General features: G+C 43.5%; 1 protein-coding gene. It reads left to right on the plus strand.

Features of this window, described 5'->3' with window-relative positions:
* Positions 1–179: 179 nt before the first annotated feature.
* Positions 180–421 (plus strand): transposase (locus G4V62_RS20160; RefSeq protein WP_246218544.1); only part of this gene is annotated, 242 nt, incomplete at its 3' end.

Below are 421 nucleotides of genomic sequence, written 5' to 3' on the forward strand. Positions count from 1 at the left end.
AGATGTACTTCCATGACCATTATACGACAACTAAGCCTTTTTGACATGCATGAATTATACGAAATGGAATCTACCCACCATTTTGAAGCTGTTTTTTCGACAATCGACCTGACGCCTTTTTGGAGTCTCTTTGATAAACCTAAAAAGTAGGTGCCCCGAGAGAGCTGAATTATGGCGCCATGGTCTATTCATTGATCGCTCGTGTGGTGGAGCGTATCGTGACAATGAAAGACCTCGTCAAACGGTTAAAACGTGATCCTATCTTTCGATATGACTGTGGGTTTCTTCACTCTGATCAAATTCCATCCGAGGCATCCTATTCGCGCATGCTTAGTGTGATCAGCGAATCAGATGTGATGGAACAGATCCATGATGAACTGGTTCTGCTTGCCATCGACGAAGGACATATCAGCGAAGAAAA

Origin of the sequence: Litoribacterium kuwaitense (genome assembly GCF_011058155.1) — a bacterium.
Classification (GTDB): Bacteria; Bacillota; Bacilli; order Bacillales; family DSM-28697; genus Litoribacterium; species Litoribacterium kuwaitense.